The following is an 18,052-nucleotide window of genomic DNA, read 5'->3' on the forward strand; positions in this document are numbered from 1 at the left end:
CGAGTGCATGGCGGCGTGTCCAGTCCGCAATATGCCACGTTGGGCGCCACGCTGCCAGGGTTTGCTGGACTTATTTCCACCGGCTGCGTGTGTGGCGCTCCCACCGGTCATGGGAGGGAGCGCCACACACGGCCTCAGCACGGCACTGAAGGCCCGGCCTGCATCCCGGCACTCCTCAGGAGGAGTGCGGAGAGGCCGGGGCCTTGCGGGACGTGAGCACCTGGTCCACGATCCCGTACTCCTTGGCGGCGGCAGCCGTGAGAATCTTGTCGCGCTCGAGGTCGGCGTGGATCTTCTCGCGGTCCCGTCCGGTGTGCGCGGCCAGAGTGTCCTCCAACCAGGAGCGCATGCGGTCGATCTCATTGGCGACGATCTCGATGTCGCTGGCCTGGCCCTGCATCCCCTCCATGGCGGGCTGGTGGATGAGGACGCGCGCGTTGGGCAGGGCCAGACGCTTGCCCTCGCTGCCGGCGGCCAGGAGCACGGCGGCGGCGGAGGCCGCCTGCCCCAGGCAGACGGTCTGCACCTGCGGCTTGATGTACTGCATGGTGTCGTAGATGGCCGTCAGCGCCGTGAAGGATCCGCCGGGACTGTTGATGTACATGGTGATGAGACCGTCTGGGTCCTGGGACTCCAGGACCAGGAGCTGGGCCATGATGTCGTCGGCGGAGGCGTCGTCGACCTGGACACCCATGAAGACGATACGGTCCTCGAAGAGCTTGGCGTAGGGGTCCTGACGCTTGAAGCCGTAGGCGGTCCGCTCCTCGAACTGGGGCAGCACGTAACGGGCCTGCGGCATGGCACCGGCCTGGCGGGCGATGGCCTCGAAGTAGGGACGGGTCGAGGACATGTCAGTTGTCTCCGTTCTGCTTGCCGATCTCCCGGCTGGAGCGCACGATGTGGTCGACGAATCCGTACTCCAGGGCCTCCTGGGCCGAGAACCAGTGGTCACGGTCGGAGTCGGCGATGATCTCCTCCACCGTGTGCCCGGTGTTGGCTGCGGTGATCTCCGCGAGCTCCTGCTTCATCTTGATGATGAGGTCGGCGTTGATGCGGATGTCGGTGGCCGAGCCCCCGGCACCACCGGAGGGCTGGTGCATGAGCACGCGGGCGTGGGGGGTGAGGTAGCGCTTGCCCTTGGCGCCGGCCGACAGCAGGTGCTGCCCCATGGAGGCGGCCAGCCCCGTGGCCACGGTGGCGACGTCGGGCTGGACGTACTGCATGGTGTCGTAGATGGCCATGCCGGCGGTCACCGAGCCGCCGGGGCTGTTGATGTAGAGGTAGATGTCCCGCTCGGGATCCTCGGCGGCCAGCAGCAGCATCTGGGCGCAGATGGCGTTGGCGTTGTCGTCACGCACCTCGGAGCCGAGCCAGATGATGCGCTCCTTGAGGAGGCGGTTGTAGATGGAGTCGGTCAACCCCAGACCCGCGCCTGCGGCGTCGGCTGCCTGGGGAGGGGCGACCGCAGCGGGTGTGTAGAGCTCGCTCACGTCAGTCCTCTCATGGTCGGTGTCACCAACGCTAACGCGACCCCCTCGGCCACCATGCCCGCCGTCGCACCCTTTTCGCCCACGGCGCAGGTGTGGCGACCACGGGGCGTATATCCTCGAGCCTCCTCGCGATCACGACACCATCCCCGACGGTCAGCACCTCAGCAGATCGCGCCCCTCAGTCTTGTCACCAGTACTGTCTGCCATAGCAGCATCATCCGACGCCCGGCACACCGTCACCTCGGGACGCGCTCGGCCCAGCCCTCACAGCCCCACAACCCTCACAGTCCTGTCCACCCAACACCGTAGGAGAACACATGTCCCCCTCATCCAGCACCCCCTCCACCGAGTCCCTGTTCCGACTCGGCCTCAACGCCGCCCTGCCCATCTCCGAGGAGGCGACCACCTCACGAGTCGTCGTCAACAACGAGATTCTGCGCACCGTCGTCTTCACCTTCGACGCCGGTCAGGTCCTCACCGAGCACTCCTCCCCCAGGGCGGTGATCGTCACGCTCCTGGAGGGCGAGATGGACTTCTCCATCGGCGAGCGCACCGAGCGGATGGGCGCCGGGGACGTCATCTACCTGGCACCCGGTGACCGTCACGCGCTGACGGCCGTGATGCCGTGCCGCATGCAGCTGGTGATGGTCGACGTCGACAAGGCCGCAGCAGCGAACGAGAAGTAGCCCGGGAGCGGGCAACCGCCTACCGATCGGGAGCCGTCCGACTGACGGCCACCACCGCGCGGGATGGGGGCGAGGTGCCGAGCCTTCGCCCCCATCCCGTTTCCTTGTGAGTTCCACTAAGTCGAGCACCTCATCCGGCCGCAGTACAGACGCTGGACGACCAGGCACCACCTGACGTATCGCGCCCGGTGTCGCGGATCACTCGCACACACAGGCGCGAGACGACGGTAAGCCAACTCACCCTTCCTTGTAGGAAAACTAAACCTTCCATCGGATAGGTTGTGGGCGCCCGAGATCTTGACGTGACCCGCTTCCCACACCGTGGCATCGGTGAGGGCGGCGTGGCACCATCGAATTTATCCGACCGATAGCACTGGAGTGTCCGCCTGCCTGACGACACCAAAGCCCTTCGGCCCAGGCTTCACTCCGACGTCAGTCAGCCACATTCTTTCACGATTCAATAACCCCGTCCCTGCTCGAACAACACGTCTTTTCCGCTTGCCGCACCACCCAGTAAGGGGCTACTCGTGTTCAGCACGTTCGCACAATTCCATGCATCAGAGAGGACCACTGCATGATCGTCATCACCCTGCTGGTGGGAATCCTGTTCTGGATCGGAATTGACATCTGGGCCGGCATCACCTCGAAGTGGTATAAAGCCGTGGAGCTGAATCCGAACATCACCTCGGACGACTTCAGCGTCCTGGTACCGATCTACGGCAACGTCAAGTACTTGCAGAACGCGGATTATCTGCGCCCTTATGGAGATCGAGTAGTCCTGTGCACCACATCTGGTGAGTCCGAGGAGTTCTACCGCGACCTTGAGGACATCGCCATTCGCTACGGGTTCAGAATCTTCCGCAGCAACTACGTCCCGCGGAAGGTAGGCCGCAAGCGGAGCACCTCGGGAATCACCCGGGACACGGTTGTCCGCGACGCACTGCTGGCCGCCCCCCTCAACTCCTACATCGTCTGCCTTGACGCCGATACTACGGCGCAGGAGCCTCTGACCCACATCATTGGCGCCCTGGTGGCCAATAAGGCCGACTTCGCCTCGGTCACCATCGTGCCTCAGAAGAAGGGGCCCTTCATCGTCCAGATGCAGCGCCACGAGTACGTAGTCTCGATGCGCGCACGCAGAATCATGCCGTGGCTGCTCAGCGGAGCCCTTCACATCGGCAAGACCGACGTCATGCGCCAGATCATGGCCCGCCACTCACTGTTCTTCCAGGGCAATGACATCGAGTCCGGGATTATCGGAGACGCACTGGGATACAAGGCCGTTCACATTCTTGCCCACGTCAACACCAACGCGCCCGACACCCTGTACTCCTGGTGGCGCCAGCGAATCGCCTGGAGCGGCGGTTCCTTCAGGCTTTTCATCATCAACTTCAGATTCGTCTTCCAGCACCCCTTCCTGTGGCTGTACAGCGGCATCGTGGTCATCAGCATGTTCGTGCTCAGATGGATAGCCGTTGTCAATCCCGGATGGACACTTCTGCTGGCACTGTTCATCTACTACGCCGCTATCGTGTGGCTTCACTGGGACCACGGCAACAAGTGGCTGATCTTCCAGCCCTTCTACTGCCTCTTCGTCAGTCTCATCGTGGTTCCCATCGGGGTCGCCTACTATTTCAAGATGGCGATTCCTGAACGCAATTTCGGAGTCATTCGCCCCAAGCGCAAGGACCTCGTCACAGCGGGCTGATCCTCATCCCGGACGCATCCCGGTCAACGCGAGAGAGGTCATCCCGACAACACTCCCCCGCACGGCAACGGGCCCACCTTCCAGAAGAAGGTGGGCCCGTCTGTTCAGCTTGGGGGCCGTCCCACGTGAGCGGGGAACGCGCCTCAGCTCATACGCGCCTTGAACGCCGTGGGCTCACTCGGCGTCCTCGCCCTCAGCGGCAACGGCTGCGGCCTGAGCTGCCGCGGCGGCGTCGTCCTCGTCGGAGCCGATGAAGGCGGACAGGTCCACGGTCTCGCCCTTGGAGTCAACCACAGCTGCCTGGCGCAGCGCCATGGCCAGAGACTTGTTGCGAGCGACCTCGGAGACGAAGGCGGGAATCTGCCCGGCCTGCTGAGCACCCTGGAGGAACTGGGCGGGCTCCATGCCGTACTGCTGGGCGGTCTGGAAGAGGAACTCCAGCAGCTCGTCCTGCGCCACACCGACCTTGAGGTCCTCAGCCAGGACATCGAGGATGATCTGGTCGCGCACACCGTTGACGATGTCCTCGCGGATCTCCTTGGCGTGCTCCTCGTCGCCGTCCTTGCCCTCGGCCCGCAGGTGCTGGGCGACCTCGGCCTCGACAACGGCCTCGGGGACGTCGAAGGCGACCTCGCTGCGCAGGTGCTCGAGGAGGGCGTCACGGGCGGCGACCGCCTGCTCGCCGGTCTTGCGCTCGGTGACCTGCTTGACGAGGTCCTCGCGCAGCTCCTCGACGGTGTCGAACTCGGAGGCGAGCTGGGCGAACTCGTCGTCGACCTTGGGCAGCTCACGCTGCTTGACGGCAGTGGCGGTCACCGTGACCTCGGCCTGCTCACCGGCGTGCTCCCCGCCGGCCAGCTCGGTGGTGAAGGTGGCGGACTCGTCGGTCTTCAGGCCGCGCAGGGCGGTGTCCAGGCCCTTGAGCATGTTGCCCTTGCCGATCTCGTAGGAGACGCCCGAGATGGAGTCGACCTCCTCGCCGTCGATGACGGCCTTGAGGTCAATGGTGACGAAGTCACCGGTCTTGGCCTTGCGGCCCACGGACTTCAGGGAGCCGAAGCGGGCACGCAGGTTGTCCAGCTCGGTGTCGACGTCCTCATCGGTGACCTCGACGGCGTCCACGGTCAGCTTGGCCTTGCTCAGGTCCGGCAGCTCGATGACGGGGCGAACAGTGACCTCGGCGGTGAAGGCCAGCTGGCCGCCATTCTCGCCGGTGGCGTTGGGCAGCTCGACGACGTCGACCTCGGGCTGGAGCATGGGGACCCGCTCGGCCTCGGTGATGGCGTCCCGGTAGAAGTCGGAGAGCTTGTTGTTGACGGCCTCCTGGATGACGGTCCCACGGCCGACGCGCTGGTCGATGACCCGGTTGGGGACGTGACCGCGACGGAAGCCGGGGACCTGGATCTGGGAGCCGATCTCCTTGTAGGCGGCATCCAGGCTGGGCTTGAGCTCCTCATAGGGGACCTCAACGGTCAGCTTGATGCGACTGGGGTCAAGATTCTCGACAGTGGTCTTCACGGGGGTTGCTCCCAAGGTCTGAGTTCTGCGGTAACACCGACGCACTCGGAGGCGCTCGGTGGACGCGCGTCTGTGGCGTCAATCCGTGCCATCTTAGGGCAAACGGACAGTGGGATCGACGCTGGGTCCGCACCTGGCGCATGAGTCTGGACACAGGAGGTGGCACCGGGCACGGTCGTCGTGATCGTGGGCCGCATCGGCATACTCACGGGCCATGCATCCGCCTCGACGCGCACCTGAATGCGGTCTGCGCACAGGCCGTCCGACCACGGGACGAAGAGTCGGGCTGGCGGGATTTGAACCCGCGGCCCCCTGCTCCCAAAGCAGGTGCGCTACCAAACTGCGCCACAGCCCGTGACGTGACGAAAGGGGCCGCCGAGGAGCGGCCCCTTTCGGCTCACAGAGCGGGTGACGGGAATCGAACCCGCGCAATCTGCTTGGAAGGCAGAGGCTCTACCATTGAGCTACACCCGCATGGATGAAGGGTTTCATCCCTCCACCAGCAGCCTCACTGCTCGATGAGGCCCTCCTTGTATGCCCGCGCCAGACGGCGAGGGACGGAGATCTCGCGGCCCTGGACGCGGATGGTGTTGAGCTCGGTGAGCTTGGCCTTCCACTGTGAGCGGCGGTTGCGGGTGTTGCTGCGGGACATCTTCCGCTTCGGCACTGCCATGGGCCCGCTCCTCTCTCGTGAACCTTGGGGATCGGATGACCCCTCGAAACTGGACCGAGGGACACCATAACGACATCGCCGGGACCGCTTCCAGTCCAGGAGCGCCTCAAGGCGTGTGACATCGGTCCCGCGCCCGCCCCGTGCGAGGATCCTGCCATGGCCCCGCACGCCCCTCGCACACCATCGCACCAGCAGTCTCAGGAGCAACCATCTCCCGGGTTCATCACCCTGGACCGCGGCGAGCAGCCCGAGATCGACCTGGAGATCAAGAAGTCCCACTTCCTGGCACGCGCCTGCCGCACGGACTCCATGGACGAGGCCCGGAGCTTCATTGCGGACGTGCGCTCCACCTACCCCGACGCGCGCCACCACTGCTCGGCGCTAACACTCACTGATCTCTCCGACGGACACGCCCTGGCCGCTCCACCCACCGAGCGCTCCAACGACGACGGCGAGCCCTCCGGCACGGCCGGACAGCCCATGCTCGACGTCCTGAGGGGAACGGGACTGGCCAACACGACCGTCGTCGTCACCCGGTACTTCGGCGGAACGCTCCTAGGGACCGGCGGACTGGTGCGCGCCTACTCCGAGGCGACCGCTCAGGCGCTGCAAGCGGCTGCACGGGTCACCCTGACCCGGCTTCATCTGTGGGACCTGCGGGTTCCGGTGGCTCAGGCCGGCAGGATCGAGGCGGAGCTGCGCTCCCGCAACCCCGCCACGGCATCGGGACCGACGGCGGAGGGTGGGACGACCGCCCCGGCCCCGACCATTCGCGTCGAGGAGACGATCTGGGGACCGACCCACGCGGTCCTCGTGCTGGCCACGTCCTGCGCCGATCCCGAGCTCCTGCATGCCCCGCTGGCGGCCCTGACCCGCGGCGAGGGGGCAGCAGAACCGGCCGGCAGCCGACTGGTGGAGGTCCCCGTGCCCCCGGCCTGAAGCCCAAGGCCGAGCTCCCCCACTCCCCCGGATACGCTCACCCGACACCCGCGGGCTCGGCCGTGCTCGCGACCACGATGCGAGCAGATACCGGACGGATGTGGCAATCACCATCGGAGGCGGGGTAGGGTTCAACCAACAGCCGGGGCACCACGCCCCGGATGAGCAGTTAACGCCCGGGTAGGCGCAGCCAGTCGCCCTGAGGAACTAAGGAGGACCCATGATGGTTGAGGCCGTCATGCGCACCATGTCCTCGCCCTCCATGCCCATTGCGCCCGCGTGCTGCTGCTGCCGGTGTCGGTAGAGCGCCAGGCCACGACATCTGTGCGCGTACCGCTGCGCGCATGCCCGGCGCTCCCGGAGCAGGCGGTCACCCCTGCTGTTCGAGCCACTCCTTATGACGTGGCCCCCTGACGGACGCGGACCGTCCCACTTCTTTTCTCTTACGAGTCCTCGTGGGCCCGACGTCGCCTCATCACGCGGCACCGCCGGTCGCCATCACCACAGGGCTCACCCAACCCACACTCGAAGGACATCACTATGACGTACGCACCCGACGCAACCGCTCTGGTCGGCAACACTCCCCTGGTCCGCATCAACCGCGTCACCGACGGCGCCCCCGCCACCGTCCTGGCCAAGGTGGAGGCCTTCGAGCCGGCCGCCTCGGTCAAGGACCGCATCGCCCTGTCCATCGTGCGCGCCGCGGAGGCCTCCGGTGACCTCAAGCCCGGTGGCACCATCGTGGAGGCGACCTCCGGGAACACCGGCGTCGGCCTGGCCATGGTAGGAGCGGCCCTGGGGTACAAGGTCATCATCACCATGCCCGAGACCATGTCCAAGGAGCGCCGGGCCATCATGCGCGCCTTCGGTGCGGAGCTGGTGCTGACCACCGAGGGAGGCGTGGCCGGCGCGGTCAAACGGGCCGAGGAGATCCAGGCCGCCACCCCCAACTCGATCCTCGCCTCCCAGTTCGCCAACCCGGCCAACCCCAAGGTTCACCGCGAGACCACGGCTCGGGAGATCCTGGAGCAGACCGGGGGCGACATCGACGTCTTCGTGGCCGGCATCGGCACCGGGGGCACACTGACCGGAGTGGGCCAGGTTCTGCGCCAGGAGAAGCCCGGGGTGAAGATCTACGGCGTCGAACCCTCCGAGTCCCCGCTGCTGAGCGAGGGCCAGGCCGCTCCCCACAAGATCCAGGGCCTGGGCCCCAACGTGGTTCCCAAGATCCTTGACCAGGGCATCTGGGACGAACTGCTCCACATCGAGTCCGACGTCGCCATCACTTACGCTCGCCGGGCCGCTGCGGAGGAGGGTCTCCTGGTGGGGATCTCCTCGGGCGCCGCTCTGGCCGCCGCCAGCGAGCTGGCCAGGCGCCCTGAGTTCGAGGGCAAGACCATCGTCACCGTCCTGCCTGACACCGGTGAGCGCTACCTGTCCACGCCCTTGTTCAAGGACTTCCTCGACTGACTCCCCCGACGGCGGCGAACCTGGGAACAGGTGAGCCGCCGTCGGTGTTGTCACCGGCGCAGCGGGCGAGGTGAAGGCTCACCAGCCGACCTGAGCCGCACCGTCACCCATCACAGGAGCACACCATGCACAACTCCCAGCGGTCCCTCCTGGACCTGGCCCGCGAGGACCTGGCCACGGCTCGCAAGCGCGACCCCGCCGCCCGCTCCAGCGTGGAGGTGGCCCTCCTCTACCCGGGTGTCCACGCCCTGTGGGCGCACCGGGCGGCTCACAAGCTGTGGCACAAGGGGTACCGATTCGCGGCGCGCGCCCTGTCTCAAGCGGCCCGCAACTTCACCGGTATCGAGATCCACCCGGCCGCGACGATCGGTGAGCGCTTCTTCATTGACCATGGCATGGGCGTGGTCATCGGTGAGACTGCGGAGGTCGGCGACGACGTCCTGCTGTTCCACGGAGTGACTCTGGGCGGGGTGTCAATGAGTCCGGGCAAGCGCCACCCCACCATCGGCAACAACGTGCAGATCGGCGCGGGTGCCAAGGTCCTGGGACCGGTCACCGTCGAGGACGGGGCCAAGGTGGGGGCCAACGCGGTCCTGGTGAAGAACCTCCCGCAGGGTCATGTCGCCGTGGGCGTGCCCAGTCGGGCCCGCGACCCCCGCACCGACCCGGAGCTCATGATGGACCCGACCATCTACATCTGAGCCGCCTCCCAGCATCCCAGCGGGCACCCGGGGGCCGCCTCACGCCCGTCCCTCGCGTGCTCCTCAAGCGCCCGGCTGTGCCCTGGTGCGCCCGGTGGGCGCACCAGGGCACAGCTGTCAGCGGGCGATCACTCCGGCGGCCAGGTCGCGCAGGCGCTTGAAGACCCGACCGCCGGAGGCGCGTGAGCCGTCATGCTCGTACTCGCTGGTGATCCAGGTGCGCAGGCCGGGGATGAGCGCGGCCGTCTCCAGGGATGTGGTCATCGGCACGAACACGTCGCGGGCGTAGACGGCAGCCGCCCCGGGAGTCGTCGTGGCCTTGAGGCGGGCCGGGTCGTAGAGCGCCGGCCACTCCTGCGCGGCCAGGAGGTCGGCCACCTCCAGCCAGGGGCGCAGACCGGCGTCCTCGACGAAGGCCTCACGGCGCACGTGCTCGCCTGTCAGCAGGGTGGGATCGTCGTCGAAGACCGCGGGGCGCACCCGCTGCGCGGCCCAGTCGGTGGTGCCGGCGTCGGCCCAGCAGGACTCGTGGATGACGGCGTAGAGCGGGAACCTGCCGCCGAAGGGCAGGCACTGCCCCAGGTCGTAGCGGAAGGCCCAGGAGTCGGGGTCGCGCTCCAGGAGGTAGTGGATCGTGTCCGCTCCCCCGGCCCCGCCCAGCAGGGCGCCGAGCGAGCGCAGGCGCTCGGGTCCTACGAAATCCCCTCCCGCCGTCCTCAGCTCACCCCGACCGGCCTTCTCAACCAGGGACGCCATGCGGTCGCGGTCCTGGGGGAAGCGGGTGTAGTACTCCTCGCTCTTGAGGCGCATCGCCTCGTAGCTGAGGGCGTAGACCTCGTCAATGCTGTGCCCGACGGCGGGCAGGCCGCCGGTGATGTAGACCTTCTCCAGGCTCCGGGCGTGCTCGGAGAGGTACCGGGTGACGCAGAACCCTCCGAAGGACTGGCCCAGCAGGCTCCAGCGCTCCAGGCCCAGAGCGCGGCGCAGGTCCTCGCAGTCCTCGACGATCTCATCGGCGCGCAGGTGAGTGAGCAGCCGGGCGGTGTCTGCTGGGGTGCCGGCGGCATCGGGCCGGTCCACCGGGCTGGAGGCTCCGGTGCCGCGCTGGTCGACGAGGATGAGTCGGTGGTGCTCGAGGATCGCACCGATCCAGCCGAGCCCGGAGTCGGCACTGGGACGGGGTGCCTCGCAGCCCGGCCCGCCCTGAAGGAAGACCAGTGGCGGCCGGGAGACCGGGTCGATGCCCACGGCTGAGATCTCACGGGCGTAGACGGTGATGGACTCCGTCCCGTCGGGGGCTGAGTCCCCCTGCCCGCTGCGGTCCAGGGGAACGGTCAGGTGGTGGTCGCGGGTCAGCAGGCCGGCGGTCGAGGAGGACCAGCTCGAGGAGTGCAGGGCGGGCGAGGCGTTCGACATGCCGCCACCTTAGTGGGACCCGGAGGGTCTCCAGCCGGTTTCAGTGGGCCTGACAGGTCGGGCACCAGAAGAGCCTGCGGGAGGCGACCTCCCGCTCCGCCACCGGGGTCCCGCAGCGCAGGCATGGACGGCCGGTGCGGTGGTACACGTACCACCGGCCGGCCTCGGGGTCGTCAGGTGGCAGGGGGGCGGGGACGTCGTCGAGGTCGACGGTGGTGATGAAGCCGGTGGCCACCCCGTACTCCATGAGAGGACGCAGGTCCTCCCAGATGGCCCGCAGCCGCTCCTGGCTGATGCGGTTGCCCGCTCGGAAGGGCGAGACCCCGACCCGGAAGAGCGTCTCGGCCCGGTAGATGTTGCCGGCTCCGGAGATGACGGACTGGTCCATGAGCAGCTCCCCGATGCTCTTGCGCCGCGAGCGCGCCTTGGCCACGAAGGCCTCCACGTCGCCGTCAGCGCGCAGCGGGTCCGGGCCGAGGCGACGGCGGACAGCGGCCACGCCCTCGGCGTCCAGCAGCTCGCAGGCCGCCGGTCCGGTCAGGTCGGCCACCCCGTGCTCGCCGAGCAGCCGCAGCCGCACCGCGCCACGCGGCTCGGGAGGCTCCCACTCCTCGGGGGCGGGCCCGTGTGTGGCTGTGCCCTGCCCCTCGGCTTCGAGGCTCCCGCCGTTCAGCCCGGTCAGGGCCGACCCTCCCCCACCTTTGAGGGCGTGCTCGCCACGCTCACCGACGCGGCGACGCGGCGCCCCGATGGCGTGTGGCGCTGTGAACTCACGGTCGCCGTCGAAGGTCCATGCCCCGTAGAGGCCCAGGTGGATCCGCAGCCAGGTGACGGAGGCGTCGTCGAGGGACATGTCGGCGCGGGGGCCGAAAGGCAGGAAGAGGTGCTTGCCGTGGGCCTGGCTGCCCAGGAGGACCTGACCGTCAAGACGGCTCGCCCCGTCGGCGAAGCGCCCCTGCGGCGAGCGCACGCGCAGGCTCTGACCGCCGTAGAGCTCGTCAAGGGCGGCGGCGAGCCGGTGGATGGTGTGCCCCTCCGGCATGCTCAGGCCCCGGTGGGGGCGCCGGTGGGATCAGCCGCTGGAGCGGGGGCGTCATGAACGCGGCTCTCGTAGTCGGTGAGCTGGGCGATGCGACGCACGTGGCGCTCATCGCCGCTGAAGGGCTCGGCGAGAAAAGCATCGATGATCGCCAGGCCCGCCCCCAGATCGTGCATGCGACCGCCCAGCGCGACGACGTTGGCGTTGTTGTGCTGGCGGGCGAGCCTGGCGGTCTCGATCGACCAGGCCAGGGCGGCACGCACCCCGTCCACCTTGTTGGCGGCGATCTGCTCCCCGTTGCCGCTGCCCCCGAGAACAATGCCGAGGCTCCCGGCGTCGGCCACGACGGCCTCCCCGCAGGCCAGGCAGAAGGCGGGGTAGTCGTCATCCGGGTCGTAGGAGTGGGCTCCATGGTCGATGACGGTGTGCCCCTGCTCCCTCAAGTGCGCGCTCACGGCGCTCTTGAGCTCATAACCGGCGTGGTCGGAGGCGATATGGATGCGCATGGGCAGAATTGTGCCTCACGCGAACAGCGCTTCGCACCATGAGGCAATGGGCGCCGTCGGGACGCCTGAGAGCAGCGGAGCGGGTTAGCGTGTCCGCTATGACTGACGCCTGCGCGACCTCACCGACTCCCACCGGCCTCGCATCGGACTCACCGGCTCAGCGCTCCCAGCCGGCGAGCAGCTCCCCCGCCACCGACGCGGTCCTCGCCGGCGTGCTGGAGACGGCGCACACCGACACCTCGGTGCGCCCCCAGGACGACCTGTTCCGTTTCGTCAACGGCCAGTGGCTTGCGACCGCCGAGATCCCGGCGGACCGTCCCAGCAGCGGCGCCTTCACCACCTTGCGCGACGAGGCCGAGGCCGCCTGCCGCCAGATCGTCGAGGAGCTCGCCGAGCAGTTCTCCTCCGTGGCGCCCGAGGGGGCCCCGGATGTCCTGACCACCAACCGGGGCCGAGTCGGTGCCCTCTACAAGGCCTTCATGGACGAGGCCCACCTGGAGGAGCTCGGGGCCGAGCCGCTGGCTGAGGAGCTGGCGCCGGTGCTGGGCGCCTCCTCCAAGGAGGAACTGGCCCGAGCGCTGGGAGAGATGACGCCCGTCGGCTTCATGGGCGTGGTCGGCGCGGATGTCGAGGTGGACATCAACGACCCGGAGCGCTACACGAGCTGGGTGGGGCAGTCGGGACTGGGACTGCCGGACGAGTCCTACTACCGGGAGGAGGCTCAGGCCCCGCTGCGCCAGGCCTACGTGACGCACGTGGCCAGGATGATGGCGCTGGCGGGCCTGACGGACTCCTTCGGCGCCTCGGGTGAGGACCTCGCCGAACGGGTCATGGCCGTGGAGACCGCCCTGGCCAAGGGCCACTGGGACCGCGTCACCTGCCGCGACGTGGAGAAGATGAACAACCCGATGTCCTGGCAGCAGATCGTGGACTCGGCCCCAGGCCTGCCCTGGGACGAGTGGCGCGAGGGGATCCGTGCGGCCGCCCGGAGCGCCGGTGTCGAGCAGACCTCCTTCCTCGAGGAGGCCATCGTCACCCAGCCCGACTACCTCCCCCACGCAGCAGGCGTCTGGCAGGAGACCGACCTGGAGGATCTCAAGGCCTGGGTGGCCTGGCACGTCGTTCACGGACGGGCCAGCCTGTTGTCGGGGGCCTTCGTGGAGGAGAGCTTCGACTTCTACGGCCGCACGCTCCAGGGGACCGACGAGCTGCGGCCCCGCTGGAAGCGCGGCGTCGGCCTGGTGGAATCCTGCCTGGGTGAGGCACTGGGCGAGATCTACGTGGAGCGCCACTTCCCGCCGTCGCACAAGTCGGCGATGGAGGCCCTGGTGGGCAGGCTCATCGAGGCCTACCACCAGTCCATCTCCTCGCTGGAGTGGATGAGTCCAGCCACGCGGGAGCGGGCCCTGGAGAAGCTGGCGCTGTTCACCCCGAAGATCGGCTACCCGGTGCGCTGGCGCGACTACTCCGCCGTCGAGGTCGTCCCCGGGGACGTCCTGGCCTCGGTGCGCAGCGTGGAGCGGGCCGACATGGCCTACTCGCTGAACAAGCTGACCAAGCCGGTGGACCGCGACGAGTGGCACATGACCCCTCAGACGGTCAACGCCTACTACAACCCCACCATGAATGAGATCGTCTTCCCCGCGGCGATCCTTCAGCCTCCCTTCTTCGACCCGCAGGCCGACGACGCCGTGAACTACGCGGGGATCGGCGCTGTCATCGGTCACGAGATCGGCCACGGCTTCGATGACCAGGGCTCGACCTTCGACGGCACCGGAAAGGTCAGCGACTGGTGGACCCAGGAGGACCGGGAGGCCTTCACCGAACGCACGAGCGCGCTTATCAGCCAGTACGACGCCTACACGCCCGAGGTCGTCGTCGCCAAGCACCGGGAGGCGGGCACGGCGCAGGAGGAGATCCCGCACGTCAACGGTGCTTTGACCATCGGGGAGAACATTGGTGACCTGGGTGGCCTGGGCATCGCCCTCAAGGCCTACTCCCTGGCCCTGGCCGACGCCGGCATCCCTTCAGTGGATGAGGCTCCTGTCATCGACGGGCTCACCGGCCTGCAGCGCTTCTTCTACTCCTGGGCACGGATCTGGCGCTCCAAGAGCCGTCCGGACTACGCGGAGCTTCTCCTGACCGTCGACCCGCACTCGCCGGCGGAGTTCCGTTGTAACGGAATCGTGCGCAATGTGGATGCCTTCTACAAGGCCTTCGCGGTGGATTCCGACGACGCCTTGTGGTTGTCACCAAACGAGCGGGTCTCTATTTGGTAAACGGCCCGGTCGCTCGGATTCAAGCCCCAGGGTCCGAAACTCGTTGCCCTACTTAGAAGAATCCACAACTACTCCCGACTGAGGTCGATACCTCATTCACAAAAAACCGTAGAACCTCGCCCTGAGGAACGCTAGGGTGGGGACAACGCGGTGACACCCCGACTCACCGGTTGCCACCTATCCCCCTATATCTAGGAGTACTCATGCGTCTCGGACGCCCCCTGGCCGCCGCGAGCGTGATGGCCGCCGCCATCGGCGCCTCCCTTGCCGCCTCCCCCGCCCTGGCCGGCGACTCCCTCGCCTTCAAGTTCGCCGAGGACCAGCAGGTCATCGTCAACCCCTCGGACACCGCCTTCTCGGTGTCGGGCACCGGCTGCACCGGCAAGGACGCGGCTGTCGGCATCGCCCTCCACACCTCGAAGGGCGAGATGTCCACCATCGTGAAGGCCACCCCCGACGCCGAGGGCAACTGGTCCACCACGCTGAACATCCCCGAGCTGGTCAAGTCCACTGGCGCTGAGGCCAAGACGGACGGCTCGGACGACGGCTGGTCCCTCGTGGCCGGCTGTGTCTCCTACGGCGAGGAGAGGGGCCAGGACCAGCAGGGCATCGCCTTCGACGACACCGACGTGGACGGCACCTACAAGATCACCACCGACGAGAACGGCGCTCAGAAGATCACGGTGGACGTCAAGGGCTTCTCCCCCAAGGAGAAGGTCACCCTCACCCTGGTCAGCAAGACCGACTCCTCCAAGACCTACCCCGTCGGCACGCTGACGGCTGACGACAACGGCAACGTCACGGGCGAGCTTCCCGCACCCTCGAACGTGGAGGACGGCGAGTACACGCTGACCATCGAGGGCGACCGCTACGGCGAGGGCGGCAGCAGCACCAAGACCGTCGTCGCCAAGGGCGGCTCCCTCGACCTCGTGGAGAACGGTGACAACGGCATCACCGACAACGGTGGCGCCACCGCCAGCCCGACCGCTCCTGCCACCAACGGCAGCGTGAACGTCCCGGCCAGTACCGACGCCACCCCGGCGGCCTCCACCTCGGGCAAGCCCCTGGCCCAGACCGGTGCCAACGGCCTGCTCTTCGGCGGCATTGCCGCGGCCCTCGTGGCCATCGGTGGCGGTGCCCTCGTCGTGCGTCGTCGTAAGGCCTGATCGCCTCCTCCCAGTCTGACTGGGAACACCTTCCCGCCGGGGAGACAGCACTGCACGTGCTGTCTCCCCGGCGGTCTCGTTCCATCCCGCCACCACCACACGGCACGCGCATCCACGCCTAACGGCACCGCACCGCCCCGAAGCGGACACTGAGACCATGGAATCCACCTCCCACGACGAGCACAGCGCAGCCCCCTCGGAGGCCTCGGAAGCCACCGGGAACCCCGCCGAGACCGCCTTCCACCAGCCTCTGCGAGGCCGTCGAGATCAGGGCGGCACAGGCATCAGGCGCTGGTCAAGGCGACGCAAGATCGTCGTCGGCCTGAGCGCTGCGGTCATGACGACCGCCCTGGCGCTGGGGGCGGATGTGGCTGTCCTGGTTCATCGCCCCGCACGCGTCGATATCGCCATGCCCTCCACCTCCTCCCCGACGGCCGGCGAGACCTGGCTGATCCTGGGAACCGACTCGCGCGCCACCGTGCCGGGAGACCAGAGCCGCTACGGAACCACTCAGGAGGTGGAAGGCTCCCGTGCCGACGTCATCGCCCTGGTACGCCCATCCCAGGACGGGCTCACCGTCATCAACCTGCCCCGGGACCTGACCATCAACAGCAAGGGCATGGAGCTGGACCGCCTGGCCACCACCTACGTCCCGGGACCGCAGAACACGGTCAACGCCCTGTGCACCGGCCTGGGAATCCCCACCACGCATCTGGTGACCATCGACATGGCTCAGTTCGCCACCATCATCGACTCCCTGGGAGGCGTTGAGGTGGACATCCCCGAGCCGGTTCGAGACGCCTACACCGGTCTGAACCTCACCTCCGCAGGCCACCACCGTCTCAGTGGGATCGACGCCCTGGCCCTTGTCCGCTCACGGCACCCGGAGATCCTGCGCGACGGCAGCTGGGTGGCCATGAGCCAGGCCGACGGCGCCCAACACCGCAGCCAGTCCACGGCCACCGTCATGCAGGCCGTACTGTCCGCCATCGGGCAGAGCGCCAGTAACCCCATCTCGCTCCATCAGCTGGCGCACACCGTGGCCGGGAACATCACCCTGGACTCAGGTACCGGGCTCGCAGACCTGGTCTCACTGGGACGTAGCGCCTCCAAAGCCGGACGGGCCGGAACCACGACGGTCATCGACCTTCCGACGGGACCTCGGGATGAGTCGATCATCGTCTCCCCCAACCAGGAGTCGCGCGATCTGCTGGCCGGCTACGGGTACACGCCCAAAACCTGTCGGCCAGCGGGCGCCTAGTCACTCATCGGAGAGACCCCGAGGGTTTCCCGCCATATCAGCCTTTCGTCGCCCTTCTCACACGACCACCCCACATTTTCACGTGAGCGAGGACACTCCTATATGTGGCTGGTATCACCTCAGAGACCCACGCCCTCGCCCTATTCATCGTTACGGTAGATAACGAGTCGACGAAGAATCGGATCGCCGGCAACCATCGTTCCCCCGTCAGACCTAGGAGGACACATGCGTCTTGGACGCCCCTTGGCCGCAGCCAGCGCGGTGGCCGCAATGACCGGAGCCTCGCTCATTGCCTCCCCCGTTCTCGCCAACAGCTCCAACAGCAACAGCTCGAGCATCCCCAGCAGCACCGCCGAGGCCACCACGCCCCCCGGCAAACCTGCTCAGCCCAGCCCGGCTCCCAGCAAGACCGGCGAGGCCACTCCGGCCCCCGGCAAGACCGCCGCTGGCAGCAGCTTCAAGATCACTCAGGAGAAGACCTTCGCCTCCTCCAGCACCAACACGTCCTTCACCATCTCGGGAACCGGCTGCACCGGGAAGCAGGCCACCGTCGGCATCGCGCTGTACGCACCTGACGGCTCCGTTTCCGACGTCGTCAAGACCGAGGCGGCTGCGGACGGCAGCTGGACCTCCGACCTCGACCTGGCGGCGCTCATCAAGTCCATCGGCACAACCACCGCCACCACCACTGACGGGTGGACCATTGGCGCTGGCTGCATGACCTACGGTGACAAGACTGAGATGACCCAGGTCACCAAGCAGCAGCAGACGCAGATCTACTTCGACGACACGCGTATCTCCGGCTCCTACGAGGTCTCCGCCCGCACGGAGAGCCAGTCCCAGACCTTCACCTTCCACGCCCAGGGCTTCTATGCCAGCGAGAAGGTCACGGTCCTCCTCAGGAGCAAGAGCGACTCCAGCGTCAGCTACACCCTTGGTGAGCTGACGGTTGACGCCAACGGCAACCTCACGGGCAACCTGCCCGCTCCCACTGACGCCCCCGACGGGGAGTACGTCTTGGTGCTGACCGGCTCTCACCACAGCGAGACGGCCACCAGCCAGACCGTCACCACGGTCTCCCAGCACACCTTCACCATCGCGAGCTCCGAGCGCTCCACCACCGAGACCGAGACCTCCGAGCAGAGGGCCACCGAGAACAACGGCGGTGGTGACAAGACCTCCGAGCAGAAGACCACCGAG

At 67.5% G+C, this 18,052-nt stretch carries 15 protein-coding genes, 2 tRNA genes and 1 pseudogene; 9 read left to right on the plus strand and 9 right to left on the minus strand.

The features are described from left to right. Nucleotides 1-175: 175 nt before the first annotated feature. On the minus strand, nucleotides 176-850 hold the full coding sequence (locus HMPREF3165_RS11965) for an ATP-dependent Clp protease proteolytic subunit (RefSeq protein ID WP_003786600.1): 675 nt from the start codon (nucleotides 848-850) through the stop codon (nucleotides 176-178). 1 nt (nucleotide 851) lies between these two features. Next, nucleotides 852-1,490, minus strand: coding sequence for an ATP-dependent Clp protease proteolytic subunit (locus tag HMPREF3165_RS11970; RefSeq protein WP_003786603.1), 639 nt, complete (start codon nucleotides 1,488-1,490; stop codon nucleotides 852-854). Between the two features lie 317 nt (nucleotides 1,491-1,807). On the opposite strand from HMPREF3165_RS11970, the gene HMPREF3165_RS11975 reads away from it, so the two are divergent. Together HMPREF3165_RS11975 and HMPREF3165_RS11980 are read left to right on the plus strand one after the other, a co-directional pair. Beyond that, complete coding sequence (locus HMPREF3165_RS11975) at nucleotides 1,808-2,176, plus strand: cupin domain-containing protein (protein WP_070513834.1); 369 nt, start codon at nucleotides 1,808-1,810, stop codon at nucleotides 2,174-2,176. 574 nt (nucleotides 2,177-2,750) lie between these two features. Next, a complete protein-coding gene (locus HMPREF3165_RS11980) occupies nucleotides 2,751-3,884 on the plus strand; it encodes a glycosyltransferase family 2 protein (RefSeq protein ID WP_003786607.1) in 1,134 nt (377 codons plus the stop codon). 174 nt (nucleotides 3,885-4,058) lie between these two features. Here the strand turns inward: HMPREF3165_RS11980 and tig are convergent, their stop codons facing one another. The 4 genes from tig to rpmF all read right to left on the minus strand — a co-directional run bounded on the left by tig (nucleotide 4,059) and on the right by rpmF (nucleotide 6,075). Further along, nucleotides 4,059-5,402 (minus strand): trigger factor, encoded by a 1,344-nt coding sequence (tig, locus tag HMPREF3165_RS11985; RefSeq protein ID WP_010613512.1) that lies wholly within the window; start codon nucleotides 5,400-5,402, stop codon nucleotides 4,059-4,061. Between the two features lie 281 nt (nucleotides 5,403-5,683). After that, nucleotides 5,684-5,757 (minus strand) — tRNA-Pro (locus HMPREF3165_RS11990). A 48-nt stretch (nucleotides 5,758-5,805) separates the two neighbouring features. Further along, a tRNA-Gly gene (locus HMPREF3165_RS11995) sits at nucleotides 5,806-5,876 on the minus strand. A 34-nt stretch (nucleotides 5,877-5,910) separates the two neighbouring features. Continuing rightward, nucleotides 5,911-6,075 (minus strand): 50S ribosomal protein L32, encoded by a 165-nt coding sequence (gene rpmF, locus HMPREF3165_RS12000; protein ID WP_003784449.1) that lies wholly within the window; start codon nucleotides 6,073-6,075, stop codon nucleotides 5,911-5,913. Nucleotides 6,076-6,231: 156 nt separating this feature from the next. On the opposite strand from rpmF, the gene HMPREF3165_RS12005 reads away from it, so the two are divergent. The 3 genes from HMPREF3165_RS12005 (at nucleotide 6,232) to epsC (ending at nucleotide 9,185) form a co-directional block, all read left to right on the plus strand. Next, nucleotides 6,232-7,014 carry an IMPACT family protein gene (locus HMPREF3165_RS12005; RefSeq protein WP_070513836.1) on the plus strand — a complete coding sequence of 261 codons (783 nt, stop codon included), beginning with the start codon at nucleotides 6,232-6,234 and terminating at the stop codon, nucleotides 7,012-7,014. Nucleotides 7,015-7,554: 540 nt separating this feature from the next. After that, entirely contained in the window at nucleotides 7,555-8,484 is a 930-nt protein-coding gene (gene cysK / locus HMPREF3165_RS12010; protein WP_070513838.1) for a cysteine synthase A, read from the plus strand. A gap of 125 nt (nucleotides 8,485-8,609) precedes the next feature. After that, on the plus strand, nucleotides 8,610-9,185 hold the full coding sequence (gene epsC / locus HMPREF3165_RS12015; protein ID WP_070513840.1) for a serine O-acetyltransferase EpsC: 576 nt from the start codon (nucleotides 8,610-8,612) through the stop codon (nucleotides 9,183-9,185). A 117-nt stretch (nucleotides 9,186-9,302) separates the two neighbouring features. On the opposite strand, the gene HMPREF3165_RS12020 is transcribed toward epsC, so the two are convergent. From HMPREF3165_RS12020 to HMPREF3165_RS12030, 3 genes are read right to left on the minus strand one after another with little or no spacing between them, the layout of a single operon-like run. Further along, on the minus strand, nucleotides 9,303-10,601 hold the full coding sequence (locus HMPREF3165_RS12020; protein WP_070513842.1) for an alpha/beta fold hydrolase: 1,299 nt from the start codon (nucleotides 10,599-10,601) through the stop codon (nucleotides 9,303-9,305). A gap of 40 nt (nucleotides 10,602-10,641) precedes the next feature. After that, nucleotides 10,642-11,643, minus strand: a complete 1,002-nt coding sequence (locus HMPREF3165_RS12025; protein ID WP_009747864.1) for an Fpg/Nei family DNA glycosylase — start codon at nucleotides 11,641-11,643, stop codon at nucleotides 10,642-10,644. Between the two features lie 2 nt (nucleotides 11,644-11,645). Further along, nucleotides 11,646-12,146, minus strand: coding sequence for a ribose-5-phosphate isomerase (locus HMPREF3165_RS12030; protein ID WP_070513844.1), 501 nt, complete (start codon nucleotides 12,144-12,146; stop codon nucleotides 11,646-11,648). Between the two features lie 98 nt (nucleotides 12,147-12,244). Here HMPREF3165_RS12030 and HMPREF3165_RS12035 point away from each other — a divergent pair, with 98 nt between their 5' ends. The 4 genes and pseudogenes from HMPREF3165_RS12035 to HMPREF3165_RS12050 all read left to right on the plus strand — a co-directional run. Then, nucleotides 12,245-14,425: a M13 family metallopeptidase gene (locus HMPREF3165_RS12035; protein WP_070513846.1), complete on the plus strand. Its 2,181-nt coding sequence runs from the start codon at nucleotides 12,245-12,247 to the stop codon at nucleotides 14,423-14,425. A 203-nt stretch (nucleotides 14,426-14,628) separates the two neighbouring features. Further along, entirely contained in the window at nucleotides 14,629-15,591 is a 963-nt protein-coding gene (locus tag HMPREF3165_RS12040) for an LPXTG cell wall anchor domain-containing protein (protein WP_070513848.1), read from the plus strand. 157 nt (nucleotides 15,592-15,748) lie between these two features. After that, nucleotides 15,749-16,852, plus strand: coding sequence for an LCP family protein (locus HMPREF3165_RS12045; protein WP_070513850.1), 1,104 nt, complete (start codon nucleotides 15,749-15,751; stop codon nucleotides 16,850-16,852). A gap of 225 nt (nucleotides 16,853-17,077) precedes the next feature. Next, nucleotides 17,078-18,052 (plus strand): annotated as a pseudogene (locus HMPREF3165_RS12050) (peptidase); the annotation flags it as partial.

Source organism: Actinomyces sp. HMSC08A09 (assembly GCF_001807465.1).
Classification (GTDB): Bacteria; Actinomycetota; Actinomycetes; order Actinomycetales; family Actinomycetaceae; genus Actinomyces; species Actinomyces oris.

Bases quoted from the DNA above. Each gene is read 5' to 3' on its own strand.
- HMPREF3165_RS12020 (WP_070513842.1), bottom strand. From the start codon at position 10,601: ATGTCGAACGCCTCGCCCGCCCTGCACTCCTCGAGCTGGTCCTCCTCG.
- HMPREF3165_RS12045 (WP_070513850.1), top strand. From the start codon at position 15,749: ATGGAATCCACCTCCCACGACGAGCACAGCGCAGCCCCCTCGGAGGCC.
- HMPREF3165_RS11975 (WP_070513834.1), top strand. From the start codon at position 1,808: ATGTCCCCCTCATCCAGCACCCCCTCCACCGAGTCCCTGTTCCGACTC.
- cysK (WP_070513838.1), top strand. From the start codon at position 7,555: ATGACGTACGCACCCGACGCAACCGCTCTGGTCGGCAACACTCCCCTG.
- HMPREF3165_RS12025 (WP_009747864.1), bottom strand. From the start codon at position 11,643: ATGCCGGAGGGGCACACCATCCACCGGCTCGCCGCCGCCCTTGACGAG.
- HMPREF3165_RS11965 (WP_003786600.1), bottom strand. From the start codon at position 850: ATGTCCTCGACCCGTCCCTACTTCGAGGCCATCGCCCGCCAGGCCGGT.
- HMPREF3165_RS12035 (WP_070513846.1), top strand. From the start codon at position 12,245: ATGACTGACGCCTGCGCGACCTCACCGACTCCCACCGGCCTCGCATCG.
- HMPREF3165_RS12005 (WP_070513836.1), top strand. From the start codon at position 6,232: ATGGCCCCGCACGCCCCTCGCACACCATCGCACCAGCAGTCTCAGGAG.
- HMPREF3165_RS12040 (WP_070513848.1), top strand. From the start codon at position 14,629: ATGCGTCTCGGACGCCCCCTGGCCGCCGCGAGCGTGATGGCCGCCGCC.
- HMPREF3165_RS12030 (WP_070513844.1), bottom strand. From the start codon at position 12,146: ATGCGCATCCATATCGCCTCCGACCACGCCGGTTATGAGCTCAAGAGC.
- HMPREF3165_RS11980 (WP_003786607.1), top strand. From the start codon at position 2,751: ATGATCGTCATCACCCTGCTGGTGGGAATCCTGTTCTGGATCGGAATT.
- rpmF (WP_003784449.1), bottom strand. From the start codon at position 6,075: ATGGCAGTGCCGAAGCGGAAGATGTCCCGCAGCAACACCCGCAACCGC.
- epsC (WP_070513840.1), top strand. From the start codon at position 8,610: ATGCACAACTCCCAGCGGTCCCTCCTGGACCTGGCCCGCGAGGACCTG.